Source organism: Clavibacter michiganensis (genome assembly GCF_016907085.1).
In the GTDB taxonomy this organism is placed as follows: Bacteria; Actinomycetota; Actinomycetes; order Actinomycetales; family Microbacteriaceae; genus Clavibacter; species Clavibacter michiganensis_O.
Genome location: NZ_JAFBBJ010000001.1, coordinates 2,662,110 through 2,684,283 on the forward strand (window position 1 = coordinate 2,662,110; position 22,174 = coordinate 2,684,283).

Annotated in this window: 25 protein-coding genes; 11 read left to right on the plus strand and 14 right to left on the minus strand. The window is 74.0% G+C overall.

What is annotated here, in order from left to right; genetic code table 11:
• Positions 1-63 precede the first annotated feature (63 nt).
• Positions 64-1,869, minus strand: a complete 1,806-nt coding sequence (locus JOE38_RS12510) for a carboxypeptidase regulatory-like domain-containing protein (RefSeq protein ID WP_204576581.1) — start codon at positions 1,867-1,869, stop codon at positions 64-66.
• A 217-nt stretch (positions 1,870-2,086) separates the two neighbouring features.
• On the opposite strand from JOE38_RS12510, the gene JOE38_RS12515 reads away from it, so the two are divergent.
• Positions 2,087-2,749, plus strand: coding sequence for a pentapeptide repeat-containing protein (locus JOE38_RS12515; RefSeq protein ID WP_204576582.1), 663 nt, complete (start codon positions 2,087-2,089; stop codon positions 2,747-2,749).
• A 21-nt stretch (positions 2,750-2,770) separates the two neighbouring features.
• Here the strand turns inward: JOE38_RS12515 and JOE38_RS12520 are convergent, their stop codons facing one another.
• Both JOE38_RS12520 and JOE38_RS12525 read right to left on the minus strand, forming a co-directional pair.
• On the minus strand, positions 2,771-3,802 hold the full coding sequence (locus JOE38_RS12520; protein ID WP_204576583.1) for a FecCD family ABC transporter permease: 1,032 nt from the start codon (positions 3,800-3,802) through the stop codon (positions 2,771-2,773).
• On the minus strand, positions 3,799-4,809 hold the full coding sequence (locus JOE38_RS12525; RefSeq protein WP_204576584.1) for a FecCD family ABC transporter permease: 1,011 nt from the start codon (positions 4,807-4,809) through the stop codon (positions 3,799-3,801). The genes JOE38_RS12520 and JOE38_RS12525 overlap by 4 nt, the downstream gene beginning before the upstream one ends.
• A gap of 30 nt (positions 4,810-4,839) precedes the next feature.
• Here JOE38_RS12525 and JOE38_RS12530 point away from each other — a divergent pair, with 30 nt between their 5' ends.
• Entirely contained in the window at positions 4,840-5,928 is a 1,089-nt protein-coding gene (locus JOE38_RS12530; protein ID WP_204576585.1) for an ABC transporter substrate-binding protein, read from the plus strand.
• 9 nt (positions 5,929-5,937) lie between these two features.
• On the opposite strand, the gene JOE38_RS12535 is transcribed toward JOE38_RS12530, so the two are convergent.
• Entirely contained in the window at positions 5,938-6,456 is a 519-nt protein-coding gene (locus JOE38_RS12535) for a GNAT family N-acetyltransferase (protein WP_204576586.1), read from the minus strand.
• A 53-nt stretch (positions 6,457-6,509) separates the two neighbouring features.
• Between JOE38_RS12535 and JOE38_RS12540 the strand changes: the two genes are divergently transcribed.
• Positions 6,510-7,319 carry an SAM-dependent methyltransferase gene (locus tag JOE38_RS12540; RefSeq protein WP_239544828.1) on the plus strand — a complete coding sequence of 270 codons (810 nt, stop codon included), beginning with the start codon at positions 6,510-6,512 and terminating at the stop codon, positions 7,317-7,319.
• Here JOE38_RS12540 and JOE38_RS12545 read toward each other — a convergent pair.
• Positions 7,316-8,107 (minus strand): alpha/beta hydrolase, encoded by a 792-nt coding sequence (locus JOE38_RS12545; protein ID WP_204576587.1) that lies wholly within the window; start codon positions 8,105-8,107, stop codon positions 7,316-7,318. The genes JOE38_RS12540 and JOE38_RS12545 overlap by 4 nt on opposite strands.
• Positions 8,107-8,637: a phenolic acid decarboxylase gene (locus JOE38_RS12550; RefSeq protein WP_204576588.1), complete on the minus strand. Its 531-nt coding sequence runs from the start codon at positions 8,635-8,637 to the stop codon at positions 8,107-8,109. The genes JOE38_RS12545 and JOE38_RS12550 overlap by 1 nt, the downstream gene beginning before the upstream one ends.
• Positions 8,638-8,699: 62 nt before the next feature.
• Between JOE38_RS12550 and JOE38_RS12555 the strand changes: the two genes are divergently transcribed.
• Positions 8,700-9,260 (plus strand): MarR family winged helix-turn-helix transcriptional regulator, encoded by a 561-nt coding sequence (locus tag JOE38_RS12555; protein WP_204576589.1) that lies wholly within the window; start codon positions 8,700-8,702, stop codon positions 9,258-9,260.
• Positions 9,261-9,284: 24 nt separating this feature from the next.
• On the opposite strand, the gene JOE38_RS12560 is transcribed toward JOE38_RS12555, so the two are convergent.
• Positions 9,285-9,875 (minus strand): MarR family winged helix-turn-helix transcriptional regulator, encoded by a 591-nt coding sequence (locus JOE38_RS12560; protein WP_204576590.1) that lies wholly within the window; start codon positions 9,873-9,875, stop codon positions 9,285-9,287.
• Positions 9,872-11,629 (minus strand): DHA2 family efflux MFS transporter permease subunit, encoded by a 1,758-nt coding sequence (locus JOE38_RS12565; protein ID WP_204576591.1) that lies wholly within the window; start codon positions 11,627-11,629, stop codon positions 9,872-9,874. Before JOE38_RS12565 ends, JOE38_RS12560 begins: the two co-directional genes overlap by 4 nt.
• Before the next feature lie 168 nt (positions 11,630-11,797).
• Here JOE38_RS12565 and JOE38_RS12570 point away from each other — a divergent pair, with 168 nt between their 5' ends.
• Complete coding sequence (locus JOE38_RS12570) at positions 11,798-12,154, plus strand: VOC family protein (RefSeq protein ID WP_204576592.1); 357 nt, start codon at positions 11,798-11,800, stop codon at positions 12,152-12,154.
• Between the two features lie 19 nt (positions 12,155-12,173).
• On the opposite strand, the gene JOE38_RS12575 is transcribed toward JOE38_RS12570, so the two are convergent.
• The 6 genes from JOE38_RS12575 to JOE38_RS12600 form a co-directional block, all read right to left on the minus strand.
• Positions 12,174-12,479, minus strand: coding sequence for a DUF1905 domain-containing protein (locus JOE38_RS12575; RefSeq protein WP_204576593.1), 306 nt, complete (start codon positions 12,477-12,479; stop codon positions 12,174-12,176).
• A gap of 23 nt (positions 12,480-12,502) precedes the next feature.
• Positions 12,503-13,021 carry an adenylyl-sulfate kinase gene (locus JOE38_RS12580; protein WP_204576594.1) on the minus strand — a complete coding sequence of 173 codons (519 nt, stop codon included), beginning with the start codon at positions 13,019-13,021 and terminating at the stop codon, positions 12,503-12,505.
• Positions 13,022-13,026: 5 nt separating this feature from the next.
• A complete protein-coding gene (locus tag JOE38_RS12585; RefSeq protein WP_204576595.1) occupies positions 13,027-13,929 on the minus strand; it encodes a hypothetical protein in 903 nt (300 codons plus the stop codon).
• A 92-nt stretch (positions 13,930-14,021) separates the two neighbouring features.
• Positions 14,022-14,651: an SDR family oxidoreductase gene (locus JOE38_RS12590; RefSeq protein ID WP_204576596.1), complete on the minus strand. Its 630-nt coding sequence runs from the start codon at positions 14,649-14,651 to the stop codon at positions 14,022-14,024.
• Positions 14,648-16,069 carry a DUF6421 family protein gene (locus JOE38_RS12595; protein ID WP_204576597.1) on the minus strand — a complete coding sequence of 474 codons (1,422 nt, stop codon included), beginning with the start codon at positions 16,067-16,069 and terminating at the stop codon, positions 14,648-14,650. The genes JOE38_RS12590 and JOE38_RS12595 overlap by 4 nt, the downstream gene beginning before the upstream one ends.
• Positions 16,070-16,205: 136 nt before the next feature.
• Positions 16,206-16,784: a GNAT family N-acetyltransferase gene (locus JOE38_RS12600; RefSeq protein WP_204576598.1), complete on the minus strand. Its 579-nt coding sequence runs from the start codon at positions 16,782-16,784 to the stop codon at positions 16,206-16,208.
• A 153-nt stretch (positions 16,785-16,937) separates the two neighbouring features.
• Here JOE38_RS12600 and JOE38_RS12605 point away from each other — a divergent pair, with 153 nt between their 5' ends.
• The 6 genes from JOE38_RS12605 (at position 16,938) to JOE38_RS12630 (ending at position 22,133) form a co-directional block, all read left to right on the plus strand.
• Positions 16,938-18,155 (plus strand): inorganic phosphate transporter, encoded by a 1,218-nt coding sequence (locus JOE38_RS12605; protein ID WP_204576599.1) that lies wholly within the window; start codon positions 16,938-16,940, stop codon positions 18,153-18,155.
• 11 nt (positions 18,156-18,166) lie between these two features.
• Complete coding sequence (locus tag JOE38_RS12610) at positions 18,167-18,478, plus strand: hypothetical protein (protein ID WP_086521170.1); 312 nt, start codon at positions 18,167-18,169, stop codon at positions 18,476-18,478.
• A 2-nt stretch (positions 18,479-18,480) separates the two neighbouring features.
• Positions 18,481-19,191 carry a DUF3349 domain-containing protein gene (locus tag JOE38_RS12615; protein WP_204576600.1) on the plus strand — a complete coding sequence of 237 codons (711 nt, stop codon included), beginning with the start codon at positions 18,481-18,483 and terminating at the stop codon, positions 19,189-19,191.
• A gap of 47 nt (positions 19,192-19,238) precedes the next feature.
• Complete coding sequence (locus JOE38_RS12620) at positions 19,239-19,901, plus strand: TetR/AcrR family transcriptional regulator (protein ID WP_204576601.1); 663 nt, start codon at positions 19,239-19,241, stop codon at positions 19,899-19,901.
• The gene (locus JOE38_RS12625) at positions 19,898-21,613 is read left to right on the plus strand and encodes an MDR family MFS transporter (protein ID WP_204576602.1); all 1,716 of its coding nucleotides are present in this window, start codon (positions 19,898-19,900) and stop codon (positions 21,611-21,613) included. The genes JOE38_RS12620 and JOE38_RS12625 overlap by 4 nt, the downstream gene beginning before the upstream one ends.
• Before the next feature lie 91 nt (positions 21,614-21,704).
• Positions 21,705-22,133, plus strand: a complete 429-nt coding sequence (locus JOE38_RS12630) for a hypothetical protein (RefSeq protein ID WP_204576603.1) — start codon at positions 21,705-21,707, stop codon at positions 22,131-22,133.
• Positions 22,134-22,174: the final 41 nt, after the last annotated feature.

The window sequence follows — 22,174 nt, forward strand, 5'->3', positions numbered from 1 at the left end:
TGCCGGTCGGGACACCGGTCTACTCCGCTGCCGCCCTGAGGTCACGACCCCCGATGGGGGCGGTCATCGTGCGATCGGCGCGGCGCGGGCGGCCCGGGCGGACGGATCCCGCGCGAGCTGCACGTAGATCGACGGCAGCTGCCCGTCGAGCGTCGCCGTGTAGCGGGTCGCGGTGGCGAGGCTGCCGGTGCCCCCGGCCCATCGGGGGAGTTGCTCCGGCGTCTCGCCGGGCGCGGCGACGTACACGACGTACTCGCCGGGCGTGATCCCGTTGAGGCTGAAGCGGCCGTACTGGTCAGTGGACGCCACGAGGCCCGTGGTCGGACGCACTCCCTCCGCGGCCGCGGCGACGGGGACGAATCGGACGGACGCCGCGGGGGTTCCCACCCCGTCGGACCGGTAGATCTGGCCCTTCGCGCTCGCCCCGCGGGCCAGCTCCACGTCGATCCCGGTCAGCGCGGTGCCCCACTGCGTGACCGTGATGGGTGTGGCGCTCGCCTGGTCGTAGGCGTCCGAGTACCACTCGCCGATGATGCCGCGGGAGTCTCCTGTGGGCGTCCCTACCTTGACGAGGTAGTCGCCGGGCTCGGCGTACGTGAGGCTGTACCGGCCCTGCGCGTCGGTGGTGACGCTGTCGAGCAGCTTGCCGTCCGATGCGCGGTATCCGCTGACCGTGAGCCGCGCCCCCGGCACCCCGCCCGTGGTGGTGACCGTGCCCTGGATGGTGGAGTACCGCTTCAGCACCACGTCGATGCGCACGGTGCCGTCGGCCTGCACGGCGAACGTCTGCGCCCGGGTCACGTCATTCGTCTGCCCGTAGTACTGGTAGAGGTACTTGCCGTCGACGTTGAAGAAGGCATGCAGCCGGTACTCACCGGGACGCACGCCCGAGAAGGCGAACGCGCCGCCGACGACGCCCGAGACGAGGCCGTCGCTGAACTCCTGGGGCGCGGGCTCGAGGTAGATCTCGCCGGAGGAGACGAGGTTGGCCGGATCCACGGAGTCGAGGTAGACGTTCCCGACCACCTTCCCGGTCGACGGCTGCTCCGGGAGGTCGATGCCGGCCGCAGCGACCGCCGCCGTGGGTGCGCTGGTGCGGCTGGTGGGCGTGATCCCCGGGGCGATGCCGGTGACCGTCGCGGTGATCCGCTTCCCGGCGTCCGCGTCGACGGGCGTGTAGGAGATGGACGTCGCGCCCGCGACGGCCACGCCGTCCACGGACCAGGCGTAGGCGAACGACGTCGGGCGCGGGGTCCAGACGCCGGCGACGGCGCGCAGCGGGCGGCCGACCTGCACGTCGCCCGTGATCACCGGCGTCGAGGCCTCGGTGAAGGGGGCCGTGGTGGCGGGAGGTGCGGGGTCGGGCGTGGGCGTCGGATCCGGGGTCGGCGTGGGATCCGGGGTCGGTTCCGGCGTCGGGGCCGTGGGCGTAGGGGTCGGGGCGGGCGTCGTGGTGGCGGGCGCCACGGTGGCCGTCGGCCCGCTCGATCGCGCGAGGGACGCGTACCCGCCCCGACGCGCGGTGACGGTGAGGTCGATGCGCGCGCCGGCGTCCGCGGCGGTCAGCCTCAGCGTGGATCCGGTCGCGCCCGCGATGGCCGCGCCGTCGCGCCACCAGCGGTAGCCGAAGGTCGTCGGCTTCGGCGCCCAGTCGCCCGTGACCGCGGTGAGCGTGGATCCGACGCGCGGGGTGCCGGAGATGGTCGGCTTGGGCGACGCGGTGAAGGCGGGCGTGGCGCGGGTCGTGCTGGTGCCCGTGGCGGTCGGCGCATCGGCCGCGGCGGCGGATCCCGCGATGCCGGCCTGCGCGGACAGGACGAGCGAGAGCGAGAGCAGCCCGATCAGGGCGCGTCGACGTGGTGCGTGCATGGATCCCCCGGTCCGGCACCGCCGATCGCCGTGCCCGGTGCATGCCTACCGCGCGGCGCGGCCGGCTGTCGACGTGTCGCGCGGAACGGGGGCGCGGCGGACAGCGCACGACGACGCCGCGGATGGTCATGCCGGCCCCCGCCACCCGTGGGGGTCTCCCGTACCGTGGTGGGCGTCGCCAGCCGGACGACACCCACCCGAGCACCCGGAGGCCCGCATGGCCGCATCCACCCGCATCCTCCCTCCCCGGATCAGCGACCCGCGGCTCGAGGGCCTCGCCGACGGCGACCCGTCCGACCTCGACGCGCACGCGTCCTTCGAGCGGCTGCGGTTCGCCGACGCCGACCTGACGGACGCCGACCTCGTCGACATCGGGTTCGAGGAGTGCGCGCTCGAGCGGATCCGCCTGCACGAGGCCGACCTCACCGCCGCGAGCCTCGTGGACGTGCTCGCCTCCCGCCTCGACGCGCCCGTGCTGAAGGCGCCCCGGATGCGCATGCGCGACGTGCGTCTCGAGGGCTCGCGCGTGGGGTCCGCCGAGCTCTACGACGCCACGCTCTCCTCGGTGCACATCACCGACTGCCGGCTCGGGTTCATGAACCTGCGCGGGTCGAAGATTACGGACCTGCTCATCACCGACTGCGCCATCGAGGAGCTCGACCTCCGCGGCACCGCCGGCATGCGCATCGCGTTCGCCCGCACCACCATCGGCACGCTCGACCTCGCCGACTCGAGCCTCACGCACCTGGATCTCCGCGGCGCCGAGATCATGGACCTCGACACCCCCGACGGCCTCCGCGGCGCCGTCCTCGACTCCACCCAGCTCATGGCGCTCGGCTCGGTCTTCGCGCGGCACTTCCGCGTGCGCGTCGAGGACTGAGGGCGGAGCGGCCCGCGCGGATCACCCGCCCGATGCCGCCCGGCGCGACGTGTCCGGGGAGGCCAGCAGCCACAGGAGGTAGAGGCCGCCGAGCGCGGAGGTCGCGAGCCCGACCGGGATCTGGAACGGGCTGAGCAGGCGCCCGGCCACGAGGTCCGCCACGCTCAGCAGCAGCGCGCCGACCACGAGCGCGGGGAGCATGCGGCCGCGGCTCCCGGGCATCATGCGACGGGCGAGGTGCGGTGCGGCGAGCGCGACGAACCCGACCGGGCCCACGGCCGCGACGCCGACCGCGGCCAGCGCGACGCCCGCCGCCAGCAGAGCGGTCCGCCACCTGCCGACGTCGAGGCCGAGCGCGCGGGCGGTGTCGTCGCCCATCTCGAGCATGCGCAGCGGCGGCTCGCCGAGGAACGCGAGCGGCACGATCACGGCGAGCACGACGACGGCCGGCGCGACCTGCGGCCACGAGATCCCGTTGAGCGTGCCGAAGCGCCAGGTCGCGGCGGCCTGGGCGAGCTCGAGGTCGCTGCGGGTGATGAGGAAGTCGTTGACCGAGGCGAGCATCGCCCCGACCGCGATGCCCACGAGCACGAGCCGCTCGCCCGTGGTCGCGGTGCGGGAGCTCATCAGGTGCACGGCGAAGGCGGTCGCGAAGCCGCCGACGACCGTGCCGAGCGCGATGGATCCGGCCGAGGAGGGCGCCGCGACGGTGGATCCCGTCACCAGGATCGCGACGAGCCCGCCGGTGGCCGCGCCCGTGCTGAAGCCGATGACGTCCGGGCTGCCGAGCGGGTTGCGCGAGACGCTCTGGAAGACCATGCCGCTGAGGCCGAGCGCCGCACCGACCGCGATCGCGCACACCACGCGCGGCAGTCGCTGGTCGGCGACGATGAAGCGGGCCTGCGCGTCGCCGCCGCCGAGCAGGGCGTCGAGCACCTGGGCCGGCGACAGCGGGTAGGCGCCCGTGCCGAGGCCGACCGCGGCGGCGCCGAGGATCGCGAGCACGAGGATCCCGAGCACGATGCGGTCGCGCCGCGGGATGCGCGGTCTCACCGCGCGCCCGTCCGCCGGAGCACCAGGGCGAGCAGCACGGGCGCGCCGATGAACGCCGTGACGATGCCGGCCTCCAGCTCGCCGGGCCGCGCGACGATGCGGCCGAGCACGTCGGCGCCGAGCACGAGCAGGGGTCCGGCCGCCACGGATCCGAGCAGCACACGCCGCTCGCGGCGCCCGACGACCAGGCGCACCGCGTGCGGCACGACGAGCCCCACGAACGAGATCGGGCCGGCGACCGCGGTGGCGGCCCCGCACGCGAGCGTCACGAGGACGAAGCCCGCCAGCCGCACGCGCCCGACCGAGCTGCCGAGCGCGGTGGCCGTGTCGTCGCCGAGCGCGAGCACCGCGAGCGGGCGCACGAGCAGGAGCGCACCGACGACCACGACGACCGTGAGCGGGAGGAGCCAGACGAGGTCGGCGGGGTCGCGCGAGGCCACGGATCCCACCACCCAGGAGCGGTAGTCGCCGAACGTGCGGGAGTCGGAGAGCGTGACGACGCCCGTGACGGAGGCGAGGCTCGCGGTGAGCGCGGTCCCGGCGAGGAGGAGGCGCGTCGGATCCGCGCGCGGCCCCGCCCGCATCCCGACGAGCACCACGACCACGGCGGCGAGGGCGGCGCCGGCGAACGCGGGCCCCGCGTAGCCGGCGGCCGAGCCGACGCCGAAGACCGCCACGCTGAGCACCACGGCGAGCGACGCGCCCGCGTTGACGCCGAGAAGGCCCGGCTCCGCGAGCGGGTTGCGGGTCATGGCCTGCATCACGACGCCCGCGACCGCGAGGAGCACGCCGACCGCCACGGCGAGGAGCGTGCGCGGGGCCCGCAGCTGCCAGACGATGATCGCGTCGCGGCTGCCGTCGTCCGGGTGCTGGATCGCGCGCCACACGGAGTCGAGGGCGATGTCGCGGGATCCGGTCGCGAGGCTCACGGCGACGAGCGCGACGAGCGCGGCGAGGGCCACGACCGCGACGGCGGAGGCGGCGGGCGCGGATCGGGTCGGTGGCATGGCCGGGTAAGGCTACCCTAAGCTGCCTCGGTGATCATCGCCTCCCCGCCCCGCCCCGACACCCGACCCGACCGCCGTCCCACCCGCCGCCGCGGCCTCGCGGGCCTCGCGGTCGCCGCCGCCGTCCTCGTCGCGCTCACCGCGTGCGCCGCGCCCGCCGCATCGTCCGGATCCGCCTCCGGTCCCGGCACGGGCACCGCGGCCGACCCCGCCGGCACCGGCTACACCACCCCGCGCACCATGCCCGAGGGCAAGGGCAGCGGCCAGCCCGACGGCGTCTTCCCGCGCACCGTCGTCCACTTCGCGGGCACGACCACCATCCCGGCGGCGCCCCAGCGCGTCGCCGTCATCTCGACCGGCCAGGCCGACTCCCTGCTCACCCTCGGGATCGTCCCCGTCGCCTCCACGGCGGCCGACGGCGCGGCCGTCGTCCCCGACTACCTCACCCGCGCGTTCCCGGAGGACGCCGACGCGCTCGCCGCCGTCGCGCCGCTCGGCGACCGCATCTCGCCCGACATCGAGAGCGTCGCGGCCGCGAAGCCCGACCTGATCCTCATGAACGTCACCGGCAAGGACGCGGCCTCGCTCTACGCGAGCCTCTCCGCCATCGCGCCCACGGTCGCGACGCAGGGCACGGGCCTCTACTGGAAGCAGGACCTCCTGCTCCTCGCCGACGCCGTCGGCCGCACCCAGCAGGCCGCCTCCTGGCTCGACTCCTACCAGTCCGACGCTGCCGCGTTCGGCGCGGGCCTCGCCGACCGCCCGGCCGTCTCGTTCCTCCGCTCCTCGGCCGACCGCATCCGCGTCTTCGGCGTGGCGTCCTTCGCCGGATCCGTGGCCGAGGACGCGGGCCTCCCGCGCCCGGAAGAGCAGGACTTCACGGACCAGACCTCGCGCGACATCAGCGAGGAGCAGATCGACCTGGCCGAGGGCGACCACGTGTTCGCGGGCGTGCAGGGTGGCGACGAGACGGCGCTCACCGGCCTGCCGCTCTGGCCGACGCTGCAGGCGGTGGAGGACGACGCGGTCACCTTCGTGGACGACGACGTGTTCTACCTCAACACCGGTCCGACGGCGGCGCGCGCGGTGCTCGAGGCGATGCGGTCGGCGCTCGGCTGATCCGCGCGGCTACGCCTCGGGGATCCGCAGCTTGAACCCGACATGCGAGCGCGCGTACCCGAGACGCTCGTAGAAGCGGTGGGCGTCGACGCGCGAGGCGTCGGAGGTGAGCTGCACGAGCGGCGTCCCGAGGGCGGGCGCGGCGGCGTCGGCGACCCAGCGCATGATGGCGCCGCCGATGCCGGCCGAGCGCAGGTCGCTCCGCACGCGCACGGCCTCCACCTGGAGGCGGGAGCTGCCGCGCCGGGCCATGCCGGGGATCACCGTGAGCTGCAGCGTGCCCACGACCGCGCCGTCCGCGTCGGCCGCCACGAGGAGGTCGTTCGCGGGGTCCGCGAGGATGCGCGCGAGCGCGCCGCGGTAGAGGTCGGCGTCGCCCGGATCCGCCCGGTCGCCGCGCGCGGCGCTCACGGGGTCGTCGGCGAGCAGGCCCATGAGCGGGGCGAGGTCGTCGGCGGTCGCGCGGCGGAGGACCACCCCGCCGACGCGGGCGGGGAGCGGGACGGGGAGGGCGAGATCGGCGAGCACACCCCCATCCTCCCCGCCATCTCCGCGTGGCTGTGCCGACCTAGGCTCGCGACATGGACAGGAACCGGATCAGCGACCTCGCCCACGCCGACCACCCCATCGCCTCGCCCCTCGGCGACGACAGCGTCGACCGCCTCCTCGCGCGGGCTGTCGCAGGCCACGGCGCGGTCCTCGACCTCGGGTGCGGCGACGGCAGCTGGCTGCTGCGCGCCCTGCGGCGTGAGCCGTCGCTGATCGCGGTCGGGGTCGACCACTCCGACGCGGGCTTCGACCGCGTGCGCGAGCAGGCGGAGCGCGAGGGCCTCGCCGATCGACTCGAGCTCATCTGCGCCGACGCCCGTGCGTGGACGTCCGTCGAGCGGTTCGACGTCGTGCTCAGCGTGGGCGCGACGCACGCCTTCGGCGGGTTCGAGCAGACCCTGGCCGCGATCGACGGGCACCTGCGTCCGGGCGGTCGCGCGCTCGTCGGCGAGTGCTTCTGGGAGCGGGAGCCGACCCCGCGGGTGCTGGATCTCCTCGGCACCGAGCCGGACGAGTACGGCGACCTCGCGGCCACCGTCGAGGTCGCCGCCGCGAACGGGTGGGTGCCGCTGCAGGGGCACGTCAGCACCCTGGAGGAGTGGGATGACTACGAGTGGTCGTGGACCGGGGCGCTCGCCACGTGGGCGTCGGAGCACCCTGACGACCCCGACCGGGATCAGGTGATGGCCGCGTCGGTCGAGCACCCGGGCATGGCTGGGCGGATACCGCGGAACGCTCGGCTTCCTCACCCTCGTGCTGGGTCGCTCGGCGGCCAGCTGAGGCGGCGGGCGGGACAGGAGGGCGGGACCGTCGTGCCCCGTCCGCCCGCCCGCGGGGGCTAGCCGGCCGAGCTCGACGCCCGCGCCACGTGCGCGAGCAGTCGCTCGACCAGCATCCGGCGCAGCTCCACCGACGACCAGCCGTGATCCGCGCCCTCCACGGCCGTGAAGGTCGCCCCCGGCATGAGCTCGCCGTAGCGCGCGCCGTAGGAGACCGGCACGATCGCGTCCGCGGTGCCGTGCAGCACGTCCACCGGGCCCGGGTATCCCGCGACCGGCCCGTAGACGTCGACGCCCGCGAGCACCTCGTCCGGGAAGCCCAGCCCGAGGCCCATGCCGGCGACGTCGACGATCCCGCGCTCGCGGGACGCGGCGAGCGGCACGCTCATCACGCGGCCGTGCTCCGTGATGTCGTCCACGACCACGCCGGCCGGCGACCACAGCGTGAGGCTCGCGACGAGCTCGGGCGCCCGGGCGGCGGCCAGCGCCGACTCGACGCCGCCGAGGCTGTGCGCGACCACGTGCACGGGTCCGCCCGCGTCCCGGGCGAGGGCGCGGATCATCGCGGACACCTGGTCGACCTCGTCGAGCAGGCGCACGTCGGCGAAGTCGCCGTCGCTCACGCCGTGGCCGAGCCGGTCGTAGGCGCGCGCCGCCGTGCCGGACGCGGCCAGCGCCCGGGCGACCGGCACCCACAGCCCGTGGCCGCCGGTGCCGGAGTCGCCGAAGCCGTGCACGAGGAGCGCCGCGGGAGCCCCGGGCCGCACGGTGCCGTGCTCCCAGCCGCGGAGGGCGAGCCCGCCGTGGTCGAGCTCGAGCGGCGCGACGCGCGGCGCCGGGGCCGCGGCCATCAGCCGCGCCGGTCGGCGAACCCGGCCGGGAGGTCGCCGGGGGCGGTGTCGACGACGGTCTCGTCGTCGGCGCCCACGAACTCGTCGAGGGTGATGTGCGCGAACTCCGGCACGACGTAGATGGGGTACGTGGGGCCGGCGTCGCGGTGCGCGCGCATCTCGTCGAGGTGGTCGTTCTGGAAGAGCACGGTCTTGGATCCGTCCTCCTCCACCCAGCGCGGGAAGAAGATCGTGCCGTGCAGCACGCGCGCGGCCGGGATGATGTTGACGACGACGCTCGTGCCCGTGGGCTCGTTCCACGAGACCTTGAAGACGCCGTCGGCGAGGGCGACGAGGTCGACCGTCTGGTCCTTGACCCAGCGGCCGCCGACCATGCCCGAGTGGATGCGGTAGTCGATGGTCGTGGCGTTCTTGACGTACATCTCGTACTGCCAGCCGTTGGCGTACGTGTAGATGAGACGGTGTCCGACGAGGGGGCTGAGGTCCTGAGCGGGCACGGGGTGCTCGACGCTCGTGGTGATCGTTGTCATGCAGGCAGCCTGACACCGGAATGCGTTTGTGACAAGCGCAAGTAGCTGGGTATCCTCGGTGCATGCCCTCCGACCCGACCGACGCCGAGCTGCGGGTCGTCGCCCGGCGGCTCGGCGCGGAGGTGGGGCCCTTCCGGCGGCGCCTCATGAACGCGTCGCGGAGCGCGGCCGACCTGCCGGACCTGCCCGACGCGCAGGTCGAGGTGCTCCGCCGCCTCGAGGCGATCGGATGGGCGACGCCCACCCTCCTCGGCCGCGCGCTCGGGCTCGCGCGCTCGACGGTCAGCAACCTCATCCTCGCCATGGAGCGCGACGGCCTCGTCGACCGGCGCCTCGCGAAGGGCGACGGCCGCAGCACCGAGGTGGGCCTCACGGATCACGCGCGGGATCTGCTGCGCACCTTCGACCGCTCGGCCGAGGGCGTGCTCGTGGGCGCGCTCCGCAGCCTCACGGCCACCGAGCGGCACGACATCGCCCGCGCGCTGCCGGCGCTCGAGGCCCTGCACGCGGCCATCGGCGGTGAGCCGGCGCCGGCGCCGGCGCCCGGGCCACTTGATGCCGCGGCAGACGCGACGACGCGCCGCCGGTCGGGGAGCGCATCCCCGTCCGACGGCGCGTCGTGATCCTCTGAGCCGTCCCGCCCGGCGTCAGGCCGCGTGCACGGGGGCGCGCGGAGCCGGGGCGGCCGCGGCGGCGTCCGCCTCGCGATCCGCCGGGCCGGTCGCGGCGTCCGGAAGCGCTCCCGCGTTGAGCCGCGCGAGGTAGCCGGCGAACGCGTCGAGGTCCGCGCGCGTCCACCCGCCGAGGCCGCGGATCAGGCGGCTGCCGCCCTCGGCGTCGTCCGCCTCGATCCCCGCGCGGCCCGCCGGGGTGAGCGCGAGCACGCGCACGCGGCCGTCCTGCGCGTCGGCGCCGACCTCCACGAGCCCCAGGTCCTGGAGCTGGCGGAGCTGGCGGCTGACCACGCTGCGGTCGACGCCGAGCTGATCGGCGACGGCGCTCGCGTGGGCCGCGCCGCAGCGGCGGATCACGCGGAGCATCTTGTAGCCGATGGGCGGCAGCTCCGGGTGGATCCTGGCCGCGGCCTCCCGGGTCGTCGCCCGGATGCGCGCGGCGAGGGCGGTCATCTGCTCCTCCACCTCGGCGATGCCCGCGGCGATGCCGTCGGCTGTCCCGTCGGCGACGCCGGCGGAGTCACCCGCGGCGTCGCCCACGGGGGAGCGGTCCTCGTCGGTCATCGGCGGGCGTCGACCCCGGCGTCCTCGGCGTCGGGCAGTCGGATCGACCCGGTCGGGTTCGCCTCGCCGGCCGGGGTGAGGGCGACGGCGCCGGCGGATGCGCCGATGAGCGCGTCCTCGCCGTCGGTGCGGTGCACGTCGCGGGCGTCGGAGGTGGCGGCCTTGTCGCTCTTCAGCTGCACGGCGTTCTTGCTGCCGAGCTGCGCGTTGGGCAGGAAGATCACCGCGACGAGCGACACGATCGCGAGCGGCACGCTGTAGAGGAACACGTCGCCGATGCCCACTCCGTAGGCGCTCTCGACCACGGTGCGGACCGCGGGGCTGAGCTGCGAGACCTGCGGGATGACGCCGGAGCCGAGCGCCTGCGCCGCGGCGGCCTGGTCGGCCGGGGCGAGCTTCGTGATCCCGGCGGTGATCTCCGACGCGATGATCGTGCCGAGGATGGAGCCGAGCACCGAGACGCCGACGGTGCCGCCGAGGCTGCGGAAGAACGTGACGGCGCTGGTGGCGACGCCGAGGTTCTTGACCTCGATGGCGTTCTGCACGACGAGGACGAGGTTCTGCATGAGCATCCCGAGGCCCGCGCCGAGCACGAACATGTAGATGCCCACGAGCACGAAGTCGGTGTCGTAGCGGAGCGTGGACAGCAGCGAGGTGCCGGCGACGATGAGCACGGCGCCCGTGATCATGATCGCCTTCCACTTGCCGCGGCGGCTGATCAGGTTGCCGAACACGGTCGACGAGATGAGCAGGCCGGCCATGAGCGGGATGGTGAGCAGGCCCGACTGGGTGGGCGTGGCGCCGCGCGACAGCTGCATGTACTGCGCGAGGAAGACCGACGTGCCGAACAGCGAGATGCCGACCGCGAGGCTCGCGAGCACCGAGAGCGTGAAGGTGCGGTTGCGGAACATGGTGAGCGGGATGATCGGCTCGGCGACCTTGAGCTCGGTGATCACCGCGGCGATCAGCAGCACGACCGCGCCGCCCGCCATCAGGTACGAGGTGCCCGAGGCCCACTCGAACTGCTTGCCGGCCTGCGAGACCCAGATGAGCAGGAGCGAGACGCCGCTCGCGATGAAGACCGCGCCGAGGTAGTCGACGTGCACCTTGCGCTTCGGGTGCGCGGGCAGGTGGAGCGTGACCTGCAGCAGGATGATCGCGATGATGGCGATCGGCAGCGCGATGAAGAAGTTCCAGCGCCAGCCGAACGCGTCCGTCACGACGCCGCCGAGGAGCGGGCCGCCGACCGTGCCGACGGCCATGACGGCGCCGAAGAGGCCGGCGTAGCGGCCGCGGTCACGCGGGCTGATGATGTCGGCCATGATGATCTGGCTCAGCGCCGCGAGGCCGCCGGCGCCGAGGCCCTGGAGCACGCGGAAGACGATGAGCGTCTCGGTGTTCTGCGAGAAGCCGGCGAGCGCGGATCCCAGCACGAAGGTGCCGAGCGCGAGCTGGATGAGCAGCTTGCGGTTGAAGAGGTCGGCGAACTTGCCCCAGAGCGGCGTGCTCACGGTGGTGGCGAGCAGGGTCGCGGTGACGACCCAGGTGTAGCCGGACTGGTCGCCCTTGAGGTCGCTGATGATGATCGGCAGCGACGTGGAGACGACGGTGCCGGCGAGGATCGAGACGAACATGCCGAGCAGGAGGCCCGACAGGGACTCGAGGACCTGGCGCTTCGACATGGATCCGTCGGCCGAGACGGTGCGGCGGGGGGCCTTCGCGGGTGCCGCGGTGGCCGGGTGGTGCTGGGACATGATCCTCCGGGTAGTTGACTGCAGGCAACCATATGCCGATGGTGGATTGTTGTCAACCATCTCCGCCGGCCGTGGATGCGCTGCCCGGGCCGGAGGCGGCGCGCGGTCGGGAGTAGACCGGGAGGGAGAGCCGGTCGACCGACCGGCCTCGATGCGAGGAGGAATCCCATGGTCGATTCGGTGGCGACGGTCTGGCTGCCCGTGAAGGACATGACGCGCGCGGTGGCGTTCTACCGCGACACGCTCGGTCTCACGATCACGAGCGAGGACGCGGACTGGAGCGAGATCGACGCGGGCGGCCTGATGATCGGGCTCAACGCGCGCGAGGAGGCGGGCGGCTCGTCGAGCGGCGGCGCGGTCATCTCGTTCACGCCCGACGGCTCGATCGAGGACGAGCTGGGGCGGATGAAGAGCCGCGGCGCCGAGATCACGGGCGAGATCAGCGACCACGAGTGGGGCCGCATCCTCCCCTTCCAGGACAGCGAGGGCAACGACCTGCAGCTCTACACGCCGCCCGCGGGCTAACCCCGTCGGCGGGTGCCGCTCACGGCAGCGGCTCGAGGTCGACGTGGACGTCGTCGCCGACCTCGAGGCCGTGGGCGTCGCGGATCGCGCGCTTGACCGGGAGGATCCACGTGCCGTCGCCCTGCGGGAAGACCGAGGTGCGCCAGGTCGTGTTGCCGACGCGCACGCGGACGGGGACGGATCCGAACCCGCGGCGGCCGGCCTGCCCCAGCTCCCGCAGCATCGGGGTGAGCTCGACGGGCAGCGACACGAAGGTCCAGAGCTCGCGCCGCGCCTCCCAGGCCCAGAGGGGCGCGGTGAAGTCGAGGGGGAGGTCGTCGCTCATCACTCGACCCTACGGGGGCGCGCTCACCAGCCGGCGCGGTCGGCGACGAGCGCGGCGACCTCCGCCGGGGTGCGGGACGTGGTGTCGATCGCGAGGCCGCCGAGGCCCGCGGCGTCGATGATCGCGGCGAGCTCCGGAGCGCGGTCGCGGTGCCAGGCCAGGGCAGCGGCGTCGTCGCCGTGGCGGGTGTCGAGTCGCGCACGCACCGCGTCGGCGTCGACCGTGAGCCGGACGAGCAGCGGGTCGCGGGATCCGAGCGCGGCGGCGTATCGCGGCAGGTCGCCGGCGTGCTCGACGACGGCCGCGACCACCACCACGCGCGCCCCGGCCTCGCGGTGGTTGCGGGACAGGTCCCCGAGGTTGCGGAGCATCAGCTCCTGGTGGAACGGATCGTCCGCCGGCGCGGGATGGAGCAGCCGCAGGGCATCCGCGTCGACCAGTGCGTGCGGCACCCCGCGCTCGGCGAGGATGTCGCCGAGCGCGTGCATCGTCGTGGTCTTGCCCGCGCCGACGGTGCCGGTGAGGATCACGGCGTCGGTCACGGCGCTCAGCTGCCGCCCGTCACCAGGTCGCACTCCAGCTCGTCCGCCGACGCCGCGACGACCTCGAAGGCGGCGGCGCCCGCGCGGATCGTCACCGTCGACATGCCGACCCAGCGCGGGTGCGGCTCGGCGGTGGTGCTGGAGATGGCGTGGCGGAGGATCCGGAGGCGGTCGATGGAGAGCGTCGCGGTGCGGCGGCGGAGCACCTGGTCGCGGCGGGTGAGGATCAGCAGCTCGCGCGGCGAGCACGCGGCGACCGCGCCCGTGAGGCTCATCGGCCGGAGACGCTGCAGGGCGCCCAGGAAGCCGTCGGCGGTGGGCACGAGCGGCGTGCGCGGGCGCGACGAGAGGTAGCGGAGCTGCGGATCGCGCGCCGCCAGGTCCCAGTACGCCGCCGCGACGCCGGCCTCGTCCTGCCCGACGTCGATGCGCGGCGTCGCCCGCGCGTCCTTCTTCGGGCAGGTGGCGGACACCCCGGCGGACTCGGCCGCGAGCGTCATCAGCAGCTCGGTCAGCTCCACGACCACGTCGGCGCTGGCGCCGTTGAACGGGATCCGCAGGGCCTGGCCGTCGGCCGTGTGCACCGTGAGCAGGCCGTCGAGCAGGTCGACGCGGTCGCGCACGGCCACGATGTCGGCGAAGGGGATGCGGCGGGCCGTGTACGCGGATCCGTCGCGCGAGAGCGCCTCCAGGTCGCGGTCGCCGACGACGAGGAGGTGGTCGTACAGGTCCATCGACGGGTCGGTGTCGCGGCGGGGGATGTCGCGCGGCACCTTGAGCACGAGACGCGCGCCGAACGGGTCGACGCCGTGCGGGCGGTAGAGGCGGGGCACCTCGTCGGAGGTGCGGACGGTGTCGATCCACGGGCCGAAGGCGTCGTGCTCGGCGGTTCTGGCGGGCGGGGTCACCCCGTGACCGTATACCGCGCTCCCGCGCCCGCGGCAGGGGGCATGCGACCCCTCTCCGGGGCGCCGGCCCGTGTGCTAGGGCAGCGGCGGCGTCAGCCCTCGATGAGGTCGCGCTCGGGCGGCACGGAGGTCCACAGCCCCACGATGCGGCGGGCCAGCGCCCTCTCCAGGCCGCCGAGCGCCTTGACCACGAAGATCGTGGTGCGGGCGGGGGATCCGGCCTTGGAGAACCCGCGGTCGACCGCGCGCACCCACGTCTCCGCGGCGATCTTCGCGGTCGAGTAGTTGGCGCCGCCGGGGTAGGGGCGCTGCACGGCCGTGGAGGAGACGATCGCGAGCCGGCCCGCGTCGGACGCCTGCAGGTCGGCGTCGAACGCGCGCGTGGTGTTGCGCAGCGTGGTGACGAGCCGCTCGTGCAGGAAGTCCCAGTCGTCGTCGGTCTGGCCCGCGAGGCCGTTGCCGCCTCGCCAGCCGCCGACCAGGTGGATCAGGCCGTCGACGCCGCCGAGGTCCGCCCGGATCCGCCCGGCCAGCTCGACGACGGCCGCGTGGTCGGCGAGGTCGCACACCTCGCGCCGGGACGCGTCGACGTCGTCGAGCCGCCCGGCGTCCGTGCCGACCGCGACGACGCGCGCGCCCGCCGCCGTCAGCTCGGCGCACACCGCCCGGCCCGCGGCGCTCGACGCGCCCGCGACCACGACGACGCGGCCGTCGACGCTCACGCCGTCTGCCCCGTGATCCCCGCGGTGGATCCGATGACGTCGCGCATCTTCTTCTCCAGCGCCTCGAAGAACATGCTGAGCGGGAACTCGTCGTCGAGCACGAGGTCGGTGAGGCCCTTCGGCGGCCCGTCGAGCGGCAGCGCGTCCGGCCCCTTCGCCCACGTGGACGCGGGGTGCGGCGTGACCGTCTCGGTGACCATCGCGTACGCGGCCAGCCAGTGCGCGGTCTTCGGCCGGTCGATCGAGCGCCAGTAGAGGTCGTTCACGCGGTCGGCGAGCGCCACGACCACGTCGGCGACGTCGTCCCAGTCGATCGTGAGGCGCGTGTCGGTCCAGTGCAGCACGTGGTGCTGGTGCAGCCACGCGAACAGCAGCTGGCCGCCGAGACCGTCGTAGTTGCGCACGCGGGACCCGGTGATGGCGAAGCGGAAGATCCGGTCGAAGATCACGGCGTGCTGCACCATCCCGGCGCGCTCGAGGAGCGCGTCGTCGGCGGCGGTGCGCTCGGTGGGATCCATCGCGGCGAGCCGGCGCTGAATGCGGACGGCCTCGCGGAACGCGGTGAGGTCGCAGCGCAGCTCCTCGATCGAGTAGAGGAAGAACGGCATCCGCTGCTTGATCATGAACGGGTCGAACGGCAGGTCGCCGCGCATGTGCGTGCGGTCGTGGATCAGGTCCCACATCACGAAGGTCTCCTCCGCGAGCCGCTGGTCGTCCAGCAGTCGCCGCGCGTCCTCCGGCAGCTCGAGCTTCGTGACCTCGGCGGCGTGACGCACCACGCGGCGGAACCGGGCGGCCTCGCGGTCGGCGAAGATCGCGCCCCACGTGAAGGTCGGGACCTCGCGCATGGCGACGGTCTCGGGGAACAGCACCGCGGAGTTGGTGTCGTAGCCGGGCGTGAAGTCGACGAAGCGGATGGGGACGAACAGCGCGTTGCCGTAGTCGCCCGCCTCCAGCTCGGCCACGAACTCGGGCCAGACGACCTCGATGAGCACGGCCTCGACCAGTCGGCTCGCGCTGCCGTTCTGCGTGGTCATCGGGAAGACGACGAGGTGCCGGATCCCGTCCACGCGGTCGCGCTGCGGCTGGAACGCGTTCAGGGAGTCGAGGAAGTCGGGGACGCCGAGGCCGGCGTCGACCCAGCGCGCGAAGTCCACGTCGAGCGCGGCGAGGTACGCGGCGTCGTGCGAGAAGAGCGGGGCGAGCGTGCGGATCCCGTCGCGGATCACCGCGATGAGGCGGGCGGCCTCCGCGTGGTGCGCGGCGTCGGGGATCGAGCCGTCCTTCACCTGCATCGGCTGGAGCGCGACGGCGGCGTCCTTGAGGGCGAGCCAGGCGGGGGAGGAGGCGACGCGCGCGACGTCCTCGACGACCTCGGGCTCGCCGATGACGGCTGCGGGGGCTGCGGCGCTGGACATGGATCGACCTCCGATCGTGCGGGTGCGTGCGGTCCCTCCACCGTAACGGCGGGTTCGGCGCGAGATCGTGTCCCGCGTGCGGGATCCGCGCGTGGATCCGGCTGCTCGCGCAGCATGCGTGCGCGAGCGGCTGCCGCTACGCCTCGTCGTCCTCCGGCACGGGCGTCGTCGTCCCCGTCTCGTGGTCGCGGCGGAGGATGGCGTAGCCGACGGACGCGCGCGGCTCGCCGCCCGCGACGGGCCAGCCGTCGCGGTAGTGCGCCTCCTTCACGAAGCCCGCGCGCACGAGCACGCGGCGCATCGCGCGGTTGTCGTCGCGCGTCTGCGCCTCGAAGCGCGTCACGTGCGGGTACGACCCGAAGACGTGGTCCGTGAGCGCGCGCACCACGGGCACGCCGAGCCCCCGGCCGCGCGCCGACTCGGCGAGGCGCAGGTCGAACAGCACGCCCGGATCCTCGAGTTCGTCGAGCACCACGAGGCCCACGCGGCCGGATCCCGCGACGTCGATCCAGAGGGCGGCGTGCTCGGGCCCCGCGAAGTCGCCGTCCGCGATGCGCGCGTCGACCTCCGCGGACGTGGGGGCCGACCGCATGTGGAACGGGAACGCGTTCGAGGTGAGGAACTCCCGGAGCGCCTGGCGGTCGCGCGCGACGTCGACCGGGACCAGCGCGACGGCCGGGTCGGCGGGATGCGGGGCGGGGTGGATGTCGGACATCGCGGGTCCTCTCGGGTCGAGCGGCGGGATCGGAGCGGCGGGAGCCGGGCGGCGGTCGCGGGGGCGGGCTTCTCCACAGCGGCGGGTGAACAGCGGGTGAACCCGGCGGTCCCCCGTAGAGGGGACACGCGAGCAGGGCGCAGGATCATCGCCGTGGATCCCTTCATTCTCCTCGTGCTCGTCGTCATCACGGCGCTCGCCTTCGACTTCACCAACGGCTTCCACGACACGGCGAACGCGATGGCCACGTCCATCGCGACCGGCGCGTTGAAGCCCAAGGTCGCCGTCACGCTCTCCGCCGTGCTCAACCTCGTCGGCGCGTTCCTCAGCATCGAGGTCGCGCTCACGGTCACGAACGCGGTCGTGAAGATCCAGGACAAGTCGGGCGCCCCCGACCCGGCGCTGCTGCAGGGCGGCGGATCCGCGCTGCTGCTCATCGTGCTCGCGGGCCTCATCGGCGGCATCGTCTGGAACCTGCTCACCTGGCTGCTCGGCCTCCCGTCGAGCTCCTCGCACGCGCTGTTCGGCGGCCTCATCGGCTCGACGCTCGCGGGCCTCGGCCTCAACGGCGTGAACTGGGCGGGCGACGGATCCAAGCTCGACGGCGTCGTGGGCAAGGTGATCCTCCCGGCGCTCATGTCGCCGATCCTCGCCGGGGCGGTGGCCGCCGTCGGCACCTGGCTGGTGTTCCGCATCGTCGGCAACCTCGCCGGGCGCGGCCTCGACCGCACCTTCCGCATCGGCCAGATCGGCAGCGCCTCGCTCGTCTCGCTCGCCCACGGCACGAACGACGCGCAGAAGACCATGGGCGTCATCACGCTCGCGCTCATCGCGGCGGGCGGCTGGACGGACACGGAGTCGGTGCCGTTCTGGGTGAAGATCAGCTGCGCGCTCGCCATCTCGCTCGGCACCTACATCGGCGGCTGGCGCATCATCCGCACGGTCGGCAAGGGCCTCGTGGAGATCGACACGCACCAGGGAATGGCGGCCGAGAGCTCGTCGGCCGCGGTCATCCTCGCGTCCAGCCACCTCGGCTTCGCGCTCTCCACCACGCACGTGGCCACCGGATCCATCCTCGGCTCCGGCGTCGGCCGGCCCGGCGCGCAGGTGCGCTGGCGCGTGGCGCTGCGCATGGTCGTCGCGTGGGTCATCACCCTCCCGGCCGCCGCCCTCGTCGGCGCGGTCATGTGGTGGCTCGGCCACCTCATCGGCGGCGCCGCGGGCGGCATCGCCATGACGCTCGTGCTCATCGCCGTCTCGATCACCGTCTACGTCCGCTCGCGCAAGGACGACGTGGGCGCGCACAACGTGAACGACGAGTGGTCCGACGAGAAGGCCGCCCGCCCCGCCCCCCAGCCCGCCGACGCCTGAAGGATCCCGCCATGCTCCCCCTCTTCCTCTCCGCCGTCGGCCAGGTCGCCCTCGTCGCCCTCGTCCTCGGCGCGGGCCTGCCCGCCCTCTTCGCGCTCGGGGTGCGGTCCTTCGCGCTCGCCAGCCCCGACACCAGCGGCCGCGTCGCCGGATCCGACTCCGCCCGCCGCATGCCGCCCGTCGTCCTCCAGGCGGTCGGCGCCCTCTGCTACGCGGTCGTCGTCCTCGCCGTGGTCGCGGGCCTCACGCTCATCATCGCGACGGGCTTCGGCCAGTCGGTGAGCTTCGAGCACGTCATCCCGACCTTCACCTCGAAGGGCTGATCATGACCGACAGCGCATCCGAGGGCGGCGGGCCGGGCGACGGCGCGACCGGCGTCGTCGTCCCCGACCGCCCCGACCGCGGCATCGTCCAGCGCGTCGTCGGCTGGCTGCGGGCGGGCTACCCGTCCGGCGTGCCGGACCAGGACTACGTGCCGCTGCTCGGGATCCTCCGCCGCAGCCTCACCGCCGAGGAGCTCGAGCAGGTGGTCGACCAGCTCGTCGACGACGCCGTGGCGGCGGATGCGGCCGGCGAGGAGATCGGCCGGAGCCAGCTCCGCGACCGCGTCGAGGAGCTCCTGCTCGGCCCCGCGATGCCCGAGGACCTGGTGCGCGTCTCGGCCCGGCTGGCGGCGGCGGGCTGGCCGCTCGGTTCCCCCGAGGACCTGCACGAGCCGGACGCGGCCGACGCGCGCGCGACCGAGCGCACGGGCCTCGTCTCCCGGATCGTCTCGTGGCTGCGCGCCGGATACCCCGCCGGCCTCCCCGAGCAGGACTTCGTGCCGCTGCTGGCGCTGCTGCGCCGCCGCCTCAGCGACGAGGAGGTGCAGGAGGTGAGCGCCCGGCTCGCGTCCGAGGGCGGGCTGCCGGCCAGCCGCCTCGACGTCGCCTCCGCCATCGCGGGCGTCACCTCGGAGATGCCGTCGGACGCCGACGTCGAGCGCGTGCGCGCCTACCTCGAGGCGCACGGCTGGCCGGAGGGCTTCCGCATCTGACCCCGGCGGGGACCCCGCACTTGCACTGAATGCGTAATGGTGCAAACATGCACTCCGTGACGGCAAGTGCAACGGGACTCCGCGAGCGTCGCCGGGTCGAGACCTCGGCGCGTCTGACGACGATCGCGCGCCGGCTCACCGCCGCGCGCGGCCTCTCCGGCTTCACCGTCGAGGAGGTCTGCGACGAGGCCGGCGTCTCCCGGCGCACCTTCTTCAACTACTTCGCCTCCAAGGAGGACGCGCTCTTCGGGCGCTCCGCGCACGTCGACACCGCCGACCTCGAGGAGGCGTTCGTCGCGGCCGGCGACCCGCGGGATCCGGCGCTCTCGCCGACCCTCCTCGACGACCTCGCGGAGCTGTGCCTCGAGCGCTGGGCCCGGCTCGACACCGACGGCACGTCCATGCAGGACATGCACGCGGCCTTCCGCCGCGAGCCCGGCCTCCTCGTGCGCGCCCTCGAGGCCGCCATGGAGGACGAGGCGAAGGACGTGCTCCTCGTCGAGCGCCGCGAGGGGCTGCCGGCCGGCGACCTCCGCGCGACCGTCGTCGTCCAGACCATGGGCGCCCTCGGCCGGGCGAGCGCGCGCGAGTTCCTCGTCCCCGGCAACGCCGATCCCATCGAGCTCATCCTGCGGCGGCGCCTCGACGCCCTCCGCGAGATCGCGCATCCCACCACCGTGACCACCCGCCAGCACGAACGGACCCCATGACCGCCACCGCCCCCGCGCCCCTCCTGCTCACGCAGCGGCGCATCTGGATCATCTTCTCGGCCCTCATCGCCGGCATGCTCCTGTCGAGCCTCGACCAGACCATCGTCTCCACCGCGATGCCGACCATCGTCGGCGAGCTCGGCGGCGTCGACCACCAGGTCTGGATCACCACGGCGTACCTGCTCGCCACCACGATCGTCATGCCCATCTACGGCAAGTTCGGCGACGTGCTCGGGCGGCGCAACCTCTTCCTCGCGGCCATCGCGATCTTCACGCTCGCCTCGGTCGGCTGCGCGTTCGCGGGCGACTTCTGGTCGTTCGTCGTGTTCCGCGCGGCGCAGGGCCTCGGCGGCGGCGGGCTCATGATCCTGTCGCAGTCGATCATCGCCGACATCGTGCCGGCCAACCAGCGCGGCAAGTACCTCGGCCCGCTCGGCGGCATCTTCGGCCTCTCGGCCGTCGGCGGGCCGCTCCTCGGCGGCTTCTTCGTCGACCACCTCACCTGGCAGTGGGCGTTCTACATCAACATCCCCATCGGGATCGCGGCGTTCGTCGTGGCGTTCATCACGCTCACGCTGCCGAGCAAGAGGGCGACCAAGCGGATCGACGTGGCCGGCGTCGTGCTGCTCTCGCTCGCCACCACGTGCCTCATCTTCTTCACCGACTTCGGCGGCGACAAGGCGTACGGCTGGGGATCGCTCGCCACCTGGGCGTGGGGCCTCGGGCTCGTGGTCGCGGCGTCCCTGTTCGTGTTCACGGAGTCGCGGGCCGACGACCCGGTGATCCCGCTGAGCCTCTTCCGGAACCCCGTCTTCGTGAACGCCACGGCCATCGGCCTCGCGCTCGGCATCGGGATGTTCGCCGCGATCGGCTTCGTACCCACGTTCCTGCAGATGTCCACCGGCACCTCCGCCGCGGTCTCGGGGCTGCTGCTCCTGCCGATGATGGTGGGCCTCATCGGCATGTCGATCACGTCGGGCATCCTGATCAGCCGCACCGGGAAGTACCGGATCTTCCCCATCGTCGGGACGCTCCTCACGATGCTCGCGCTCGTGCTGATGACCTCGCTCACCGCCGAGACGCCCGTGTGGCTGATCTGCGTGTTCCTGTTCGTCTTCGGGCTGGGCCTCGGCCTCATCATGCAGGTGGTGGTGCTCGTGGTGCAGAACGCGGTGCCCGCCGCGCAGATCGGCACGGCGACCAGCACGAACAACTACTTCCGCGAGGTGGGCGCCGCGCTCGGCACGGCCGTGTTCGGCACGCTGTTCACGACGCGCCTCACCGAGAACCTCACGGGCGTGTTCGCCGGCGCAGGTGCCTCGCCCGACGCCGCCGCGAGCTCGGCCAGCAGCATCGACCCGCAGGCGCTCGACGGGCTGCCCGACGCCGTGCGCGACGGGATCGTGAACGCGTACGCCGACGCGCTGGCGCCCGTGTTCTGGTACCTGGTGCCGTTCATCGCGATCGCGTTCGTGCTCTCGCTCGTGCTCAAGCAGATCCCGCTGTCGGACGTCGCCGGGCTCGTCGCCCGCGGCGAGGCGGTGGGCGGCGAGGAGGCCGAGCGGCTCGAGGCGGAGCAGCGCGCGGGCGTCCGAGCCGGCACGAGCCCGGCGCAGGCGACCGGGCCGGATGCGGCCGACGACGCCTCCGTGGTCGGGGTGTCCGCGAGCGAGTCGCGCGATCGCGGCGCGGGCGGCCCCTCCGCCGGCTGAGGCTGTGGCGGGCGCGCGGGCCCGAGGGGCGGGGATCGGCACCATCGGTGCCATCCCCGTCTGCTCTCCGACCCGAATGCGAGGCATCGCCATGTCGTCCACGCCCTCCACCTCCGCCCGCCGTCGCGCTCGCGCCCTGCTCGCGGCCGTCGCGCTCCTCGGATCCGCGCTCACGGTCGGCGCGGGCGTCGCGCCGGCGTCCGCGGCCGTCTCGGCGGGAGCCCGCCCCTCCTCCGACGGCCAGGTCGACATCACGTTCCTCGACCGGGACGGCGTCGGCTCGATCTTCGTCGCGGAGCGTCACGGCTCCCTCCGCTTCTGCCAGACGCTGCCGGACCCGTCCTTCGCCCCCGGGATCGCCATCAGCCTCCCCGCGAACGAGTACTTCACGGTGCAGAGCTTCCGGGGCGCGAACTGCGCCCCGGGGTTCGGGACCGCAGGCAGCACCGGGCCCGTCTTCTCGCGCCCCGGGTCCACCTGGTACGTCTCCGTCTCCCATCGGCCGCAGCGCACCCGATAGGCGCCACGATCCGCTCGCCACGTGCGGCTATCCCCTGCTTG

Coding starts and splice junctions, on each gene's coding strand:
- JOE38_RS12570 (WP_204576592.1), top strand. CDS start 11,798: ATGGTCGATTCGGTGGCGACGGTCTGGCTGCCCGTGAAGGACATGACG.
- JOE38_RS12525 (WP_204576584.1), bottom strand. CDS start 4,809: ATGCCACCGACCCGATCCGCGCCCGCCGCCTCCGCCGTCGCGGTCGTG.
- JOE38_RS12510 (WP_204576581.1), bottom strand. CDS start 1,869: ATGCACGCACCACGTCGACGCGCCCTGATCGGGCTGCTCTCGCTCTCG.
- JOE38_RS12610 (WP_086521170.1), top strand. CDS start 18,167: ATGCTCCCCCTCTTCCTCTCCGCCGTCGGCCAGGTCGCCCTCGTCGCC.
- JOE38_RS12540 (WP_239544828.1), top strand. CDS start 6,510: ATGGACAGGAACCGGATCAGCGACCTCGCCCACGCCGACCACCCCATC.
- JOE38_RS12550 (WP_204576588.1), bottom strand. CDS start 8,637: ATGACAACGATCACCACGAGCGTCGAGCACCCCGTGCCCGCTCAGGAC.
- JOE38_RS12620 (WP_204576601.1), top strand. CDS start 19,239: ATGCACTCCGTGACGGCAAGTGCAACGGGACTCCGCGAGCGTCGCCGG.
- JOE38_RS12575 (WP_204576593.1), bottom strand. CDS start 12,479: ATGAGCGACGACCTCCCCCTCGACTTCACCGCGCCCCTCTGGGCCTGG.
- JOE38_RS12595 (WP_204576597.1), bottom strand. CDS start 16,069: ATGTCCAGCGCCGCAGCCCCCGCAGCCGTCATCGGCGAGCCCGAGGTC.
- JOE38_RS12555 (WP_204576589.1), top strand. CDS start 8,700: ATGCCCTCCGACCCGACCGACGCCGAGCTGCGGGTCGTCGCCCGGCGG.
- JOE38_RS12545 (WP_204576587.1), bottom strand. CDS start 8,107: ATGGCCGCGGCCCCGGCGCCGCGCGTCGCGCCGCTCGAGCTCGACCAC.
- JOE38_RS12615 (WP_204576600.1), top strand. CDS start 18,481: ATGACCGACAGCGCATCCGAGGGCGGCGGGCCGGGCGACGGCGCGACC.
- JOE38_RS12560 (WP_204576590.1), bottom strand. CDS start 9,875: ATGACCGACGAGGACCGCTCCCCCGTGGGCGACGCCGCGGGTGACTCC.
- JOE38_RS12565 (WP_204576591.1), bottom strand. CDS start 11,629: ATGTCCCAGCACCACCCGGCCACCGCGGCACCCGCGAAGGCCCCCCGC.
- JOE38_RS12630 (WP_204576603.1), top strand. CDS start 21,705: ATGTCGTCCACGCCCTCCACCTCCGCCCGCCGTCGCGCTCGCGCCCTG.
- JOE38_RS12625 (WP_204576602.1), top strand. CDS start 19,898: ATGACCGCCACCGCCCCCGCGCCCCTCCTGCTCACGCAGCGGCGCATC.
- JOE38_RS12600 (WP_204576598.1), bottom strand. CDS start 16,784: ATGTCCGACATCCACCCCGCCCCGCATCCCGCCGACCCGGCCGTCGCG.
- JOE38_RS12515 (WP_204576582.1), top strand. CDS start 2,087: ATGGCCGCATCCACCCGCATCCTCCCTCCCCGGATCAGCGACCCGCGG.